Source organism: Candidatus Nanopelagicales bacterium (genome assembly GCA_041393815.1).
In the GTDB taxonomy this organism is placed as follows: domain Bacteria; phylum Actinomycetota; class Actinomycetes; order S36-B12; family JAWKJK01; genus JAWKJK01.
The window spans coordinates 340,710-346,709 of the sequence record JAWKJK010000004.1 but is presented as its reverse complement, the minus strand read 5'-3'; the positions used below and the strand labels follow the sequence as shown (position 1 = coordinate 346,709).

At 75.2% G+C, this 6,000-nt stretch carries 6 protein-coding genes and 2 tRNA genes; 7 read left to right on the top strand and 1 reads right to left on the bottom strand.

What is annotated here, in order from left to right; genetic code table 11:
* The 3 genes from R2737_14000 to R2737_13990 form a co-directional block, all read left to right on the top strand.
* Positions 1 to 468 (top strand): response regulator transcription factor (locus R2737_14000; protein MEZ5117371.1); only part of this gene is annotated, 468 nt, incomplete at its 5' end.
* Positions 465 to 2,138 carry an MtrAB system histidine kinase MtrB gene (gene mtrB, locus R2737_13995; GenBank protein MEZ5117370.1) on the top strand — a complete coding sequence of 558 codons (1,674 nt, stop codon included), beginning with the start codon at positions 465 to 467 and terminating at the stop codon, positions 2,136 to 2,138. The genes R2737_14000 and mtrB, both read left to right, overlap by 4 nt.
* Positions 2,135 to 3,856, top strand: coding sequence for an LpqB family beta-propeller domain-containing protein (locus tag R2737_13990; protein ID MEZ5117369.1), 1,722 nt, complete (start codon positions 2,135 to 2,137; stop codon positions 3,854 to 3,856). The genes mtrB and R2737_13990 overlap by 4 nt, the downstream gene beginning before the upstream one ends.
* 184 nt (positions 3,857 to 4,040) lie before the next feature.
* Here R2737_13990 and R2737_13985 read toward each other — a convergent pair whose 3' ends face one another.
* Positions 4,041 to 4,994, bottom strand: a complete 954-nt coding sequence (locus R2737_13985) for an oxidoreductase (GenBank protein ID MEZ5117368.1) — start codon at positions 4,992 to 4,994, stop codon at positions 4,041 to 4,043.
* A gap of 80 nt (positions 4,995 to 5,074) precedes the next feature.
* On the opposite strand from R2737_13985, the gene R2737_13980 reads away from it, so the two are divergent.
* From R2737_13980 to R2737_13965, 4 genes are all read left to right on the top strand, one after another.
* A tRNA-Thr gene (locus R2737_13980) sits at positions 5,075 to 5,147 on the top strand.
* Positions 5,148 to 5,186: 39 nt separating this feature from the next.
* Positions 5,187 to 5,260 (top strand) — tRNA-Met (locus tag R2737_13975).
* Between the two features lie 65 nt (positions 5,261 to 5,325).
* Positions 5,326 to 5,493, top strand: a complete 168-nt coding sequence (gene rpmG / locus R2737_13970) for a 50S ribosomal protein L33 (protein ID MEZ5117367.1) — start codon at positions 5,326 to 5,328, stop codon at positions 5,491 to 5,493.
* 42 nt (positions 5,494 to 5,535) lie between these two features.
* Positions 5,536 to 5,997, top strand: a complete 462-nt coding sequence (locus R2737_13965; protein MEZ5117366.1) for a MaoC family dehydratase N-terminal domain-containing protein — start codon at positions 5,536 to 5,538, stop codon at positions 5,995 to 5,997.
* Positions 5,998 to 6,000 lie beyond the last annotated feature (3 nt).

Below are 6,000 nucleotides of genomic sequence, written 5' to 3'. Positions count from 1 at the left end.
GAGTCCGGCGTCCCCATCGTCATGCTCACCGCCAAGAGCGACACCGTCGACGTCGTGGTGGGGCTGGAGTCCGGCGCGGACGACTACATCGTCAAGCCGTTCAAGCCCAAGGAGCTGGTGGCCCGGATCCGGACCCGGCTGCGCCGCACCGAGGAGCCGCGGCCCGAGCAGCTGGAGATCGGCGACCTCGCGATCGACGTGGCCGGGCACGTGGTGCGTCGCGACGGCCAGCCGATCGCGCTGACGCCGCTGGAGTTCGACCTGCTGGTCTGCCTGGCCCGCAAGCCCTGGCAGGTGTTCAGCCGCGAGGCGCTGCTGCAGGAGGTCTGGGGCTACCGGCACGCCGCCGACACCCGCCTGGTCAACGTGCACGTGCAGCGGCTGCGGGCGAAGATCGAGCGCGACCCGGAGCGGCCGGAGATCGTGGTCACGGTCCGCGGCGTCGGCTACAAGGCGGGACCGCCGTGACGGAGGCCGCGACGCGCACCCGTGGGCGGGGCGTCGTCGCGGCCGCCCGCCGGGTGCGGTCCGCCTGGCGCCAGTCGTTGCAGCTGCGGGTCGTCACCACGTCGCTGCTGCTGTCCGTCGTCGTCGTGGGCCTGCTCGGCCTGCTGCTGATGTCGCGTGTCACCTCGGGCCTGGTGGAGGCCAAGGAGGTGTCGTCGGTCGGCGAGGCGACGGCCGGCCTGTCCGAGGCGCAGCAGCTGCTGGCCGCGGCCAACACCGGTCCGTCCACCCCGACCCCCTCGCGGCTGGTCGACACCGTGATCGGGCAGCTGGCCGCGCGGGCCGGCTCCCCGGGGATCTTCGAGGTGCTGCTGCTGTCGTCGGCCCCGGGCGGGGTCATCGACGCGCCCGAGCGGGGCACCAACCTGGTGTCCGAGGCCAGCGTCCCGCGCGACCTGCGCACCGCCGTCCTGACCTCGCAGCGCCAGTCCTGGACCTACACCGAGATCCGCTACCTCGACGGTCGGTCCGTGCCCGGCCTGGTCGTCGGCGCGCCGCTCACCGTGCCGACGGCCGGCCCGTACGAGCTGTACTACCTGTTCCCGCTCGCCCAGGAGCAGGCCACGCTGGACCTGGTCCGGTCCACCGTGCTGCTCACCGCCGTGCTGCTCGTGATCGGCCTCGGCGCGTTGGCCGCCCTGGTCACCCGCCAGGTCGTGACACCGGTCCGGCAGGCCGCCGCCACCGCGGGCCGGCTGTCCGACGGCCACCTGTCGGAGCGGATGTCGGTGCGGGGCGAGGATGACCTGGCCCGGCTGGCTCGGTCGTTCAACGACATGGCCGCGAGCCTGGAGGACCAGATCCACCGGCTCGAGGAGCTGTCCCGGGTCCAGCAGATCTTCGTGTCCGACGTCTCGCACGAGCTGCGCACCCCGCTCACCACGATCCGGATGGCGGCCGACGTGCTGTTCGAGCAGCGCGACGAGTTCGACTCCGCGACCGCGCGCTCCGCGGAGCTGCTGCAGAACCAGCTCGACCGGTTCGAGGCGCTGCTCGCCGACCTGCTGGAGATCTCCCGCTACGACGCCGGGGCCGCGGTCCTGGAGGTGGAGCCGGCCGACCTGCGGGTCATCACCCGACGGGCGGTCGAGAGCGCGCTGCCGCTGGCGGACCGCAAGGGGTCCGAGCTGGTGCTGCAGATGCCGGACGAGCCGTGCTCGGCCGAGGTCGACTCCCGCCGCATCGACCGGGTGCTGCGCAACCTCGTGGTCAACGCGATCGAGCACGGCGAGGGCCGGCCGGTCGTCGTGACCGTCGCCCAGGACGACGGCGCGGTGGCGGTGGGCGTGCGCGACCACGGCGTGGGGCTGCGCCCGGGGGAGTCGTCGCTGGTGTTCAACCGGTTCTGGCGTGCCGACCCGGCGCGCGCCCGTACGACCGGGGGCACCGGCCTGGGGCTGGCGATCTCGCTGGAGGACGCGCACCTGCACGGCGGGTGGCTGCAGGCCTGGGGGTCACCGGGCGCGGGGTCGCACTTCCGGCTCACGCTGCCCCGGCACGCGGGCGACGACCTGATCGAGTCCCCGATCCCGCTGGAGCCGTCCGACGCGCCGGCGCAGCCCCCGGTCGGGGTCGCCGCCCCGTACGCCGGCGGTGCGCCGGTCGAGTCCGACGGGGGTGGGCAGCCGTGAGCCGCAACCGTCCGCGGCGACCGCTCGCGGCGGTGCTGGCCGTCGTGGTCGCCGTGGCGACGCTTCTTGCCGGGTGCTCCTCGATCCCGACCAGCGGGCCGATCGAGCAGGGCGCCCAGATCGGTCTGGACCCGGAGGACCAGTTCATCCGGGTGATCGCGCGACCGCCCCGGCCGGGGATGACGCCGACGCAGGTGGTCGAGGGGTTCCTGGAGGCCTCGGCCTCCTTCGACGGCGACCACGCGGTGGCCCGGGAGTACCTCGCGCCCCCGATCCGCCCGGCCTGGGACCCCTCCGCCGGCGTCCGCGTGTACGACAGCCCGGGGCTCACGCTGGAGGAGACCGAGACCGGCCGGGTGTCGGCCACCGGCGGCCTGGTGGGGACGATCTCGGCCGACGGGCGGTTCGAGGTCGCCCCGCCCGGACGGGAGCTGTCCGAGGAGCTGGTGCTCGCGCAGGTGGACGGCGAGTGGCGCATCACCGCGCTCCCGCCGGGCCTGGTGCTGTCCCGCTCGGACGTCGAGCGGGCGTTCCGGACGTACGACGTGTACTTCTTCGACCCGGCGTTCTCGATCCTGGTCCCGGACCCGCGCACCATCCCCGTGATCGGGCCCGGCCTGGCGACGACGCTGGCGGCCGCCGTCCTGTCCGGTCCGACCCGCTGGCTGGCGCCGGCGGTGCGCACCGCCGTACCTGACGGCACCGAGCTGGCGCTGGAGGCGGTGCCGATCGAGAACGGCATCGCCCGCGTCGACCTCACCGCGCCCGCCCTGGGGGCCGACGACACCACCCGGCGCGCGCTGTCCGCCCAGCTGGTCTGGACGCTCAAGCAGCTGCCCGACGTCACCGCCGTGGACCTCACCGTCTCGGGCCAGCCGTACGTCGTCCCCGGCGCGACCTCCCCGCAGCCGCGCGACTCCTGGCCGAACGTCGACCCCGCGGGCCTCGCGCCGGGGACCACGCCGTACGTCGTCCGCGACCAGGCCCTGCTGCGGCTGGGGACCACCGGCCCGCAGCCGGTGTCCGGGGCCGCGGGCGAGGGCGACCCGCCGCTGGGCACGGTGGCGCTGTCCGCCGACGGGACCGCGCTGGCCGCCGTGTCGCCGGACGGGGCCCGGCTGTACACCGGGGAGGTCGAGCCCGGGGGGGCGCTGACGGAGCGACTGGTGTCCGAGGGGCTGTCCGCCCCGGCGCTGGACCGCACCGCGACCGCGTGGACGGTGGACGGCACCGGCGTCGTGCAGCGGGTCGCCGCCGACGGCACCGTGACCCCGGTCGCGGTCGACGGCCTGCCGGACGACGCGACCGTGCTGGACCTGGCGCTGTCCCGGGACGGCACCCGGGCCGCGCTGGTGCTGCGTCGCGGGACCCGGACCCTGCTGCAGGTGGCCCGGATCGAGCGCCGGGGCGCGGACGTCCGCATCGCCGGGCCGCAACGGGTGGAGACCCGGCTGTCCGAGGTGGACGACGTGGTCTGGGAGGGGCCGGAGACGCTGGCCGTGCTGGCCTCCGACGGGGCCGGGCCGACCCAGGTCTTCCTGGTCGACGTCGCGCGGGGCACGCTGCGCGCCCTCGGCGCGCCGGAGGACCCCCGGTACGTCGCCGCGGCACCGGCGCAGCCGCTGCTCGTGGGCGCCGGGGACGGCCGCGTCTACCAGTCGTCGTCGGGGCTGTGGCGGCCGCGCACCCAGGGCACCGCGCCGGTCTACCCCGGCTGACGCCCCACGCCCGCCCCGTCCCTCCCCCCCCGACCCCCCCACGCCAACCCCCCCGGGGGGGGCGGGGGGCCCCCCCCCCCGCCCCGGGCGGGGGGGCCCCGCCCGCCCCGCCCCCCCCCCCCCCCTCCTGGGGGGGCGGGTTCCTCCAGCACCCGCTCACCCACCCGCCACCACAAGCGGAAGATCAGGGGGCCAGCGGGCCGGGGTCGGCCCCGGTGAGCTCGAGGCTGACGTCCCACAGCCGTCGGGCCGCGTCCTCGTCGTACGCCGCGGCCGACGCCCGCACCACGCGCGGGTGGCCGCGCTGCTCGGCGAACCCGTCCGGGCCGACGTAGCTGCCGCCGGGCAGGCCCGGCTCGGTGGCCGCGTACAGGGTCGGCAGCGCGCCCATCGCGGCGGACTGGGCCAGCACCCGGTTGGCCACCCCCATGGCCGCCTCCCGGACCCGGGAGCCGACCATCCGCGGGCCGACCGCCTGCAGGTTGGTGGCGGCGTACCCGGGGTGCGCCGCCATCGACGACACCGGCAGCCCGGCGGCCTCCAGCCGGCGCTGCAGCTCGAACGCGAACAGCAGGTTGGCCAGCTTGGACTGGCCGTACGCCGCCCACGGCGAGTACGAGGTGAGCCCCATCAGGTCGTCGAAGCGGATCCGGCCGAAGCGGTGCGCCCCGGACGAGACGGTCACCACCCGGGAGCCGGGGCGCTCGGCCAGGGCCGGCAGCAGCGCCAGGGTGAGGGCGACGTGGCCGAGGTGGTTGGTGGCGAGCTGCAGCTCGTAGCCGTCGGCGCTCTCCCGCCGGGGGATCGCCATCACCCCGGCGTTGTTGACCAGCAGGTCCAGCCCGCCCGGGTGCGCCGCCGGCCAGTCGCGGGCGAACGCGCGCACGCTGCCCAGGTCGGCCAGGTCGAGCAGCCCCACCTCCACCCGGGCACCGGGGAAGCGGCGGGTGATCTCCTCCGCGGCGGCCGCCCCGCGGGCGGCGTCGCGGACCGCGAGGGTCACCTCGGCGCCGTGGCCGGCGAGCTCGGCGGCGGCCTCGAGGCCGATGCCGGAGCTGGCTCCGGTGACGACGGCGCGTCGGCCGGCGAGGTCGGGGATGTCGGCCGCGGTCCAGCGGCTCGGACGCAGGGAGGGCATGGCCCCAGTCGACCACGGGACAGGGCGATCCGCCGATTTCGGGTACCCCGGCCGGTGCGTGTACCCTTGCCGATCGCTGTGCCCCAATAGCTCAGTCGGCAGAGCGTCTCCATGGTAAGGAGAAGGTCTACGGTTCGATTCCGTATTGGGGCTCGACAGGTCGGCCCCCGCCTCGGCGGGGGGCGACCGCACGGCGGAGTAGCTCAGCCAGGCAGAGCAAGCGGCTCATAATCGCTGTGTCGCCGGTTCAAATCCGGCCTCCGCTACCCCGTCCCGACCGGGTGCCGTCCGAAGGCACCCACGCACCACCGAAGCGAGGAAAGGCACTCCCGTGGCCAAGGCGACCGACGTCCGTCCGAAGATCACCCTGGCCTGCCAGGACTGCAAGAACCGCAACTACATCACCAAGAAGAACCGGCGGAACGACCCCGACCGGCTCGAGGTGAAGAAGTTCTGCCCGACGTGCAACAAGCACACGGTGCACAAGGAGACCCGCTGACCCTCGGGTCCGCCCCGGTCCTGACGGGGTAGGTTCGCCGCCGTGGCACTGAACCCCGAGTTCGTCGGCAAGACCTATCCGCCGAGCCCGCCGTACGAGGTGGGCCGCGAGAAGGTGCGCGAGTTCGCGACCGCCATCGGCGACCAGAACCCGGCCTACCACGACGTGACGGCCGCCCGCGCCCTCGGCCACCCCGACCTGGTGTGCCCGCCCACGTTCCCGTTCGTGCTGGGCATGCGGGCGATGGCGGTGGCGATGTTCGACCCGGACCTCGGCCTCAACTACGCCCGGGTCGTGCACGGCGAGCAGCGGTTCGTCTACGCGCGCCCGCTGTGCGCCGGCGACGAGGTGACGGTCACCACGTCGATCGAGGAGATCCGGCAGGCCGCGGGCAACGACCTGCTGACCACCCGCTCCGAGGTCGACACCGTCGACGGCGAGCACGTCGTCACCCTCTACAACGTGATCGTGTCCCGCGGCACCGCCGCGGGCGAGGAGGGCTGAGCC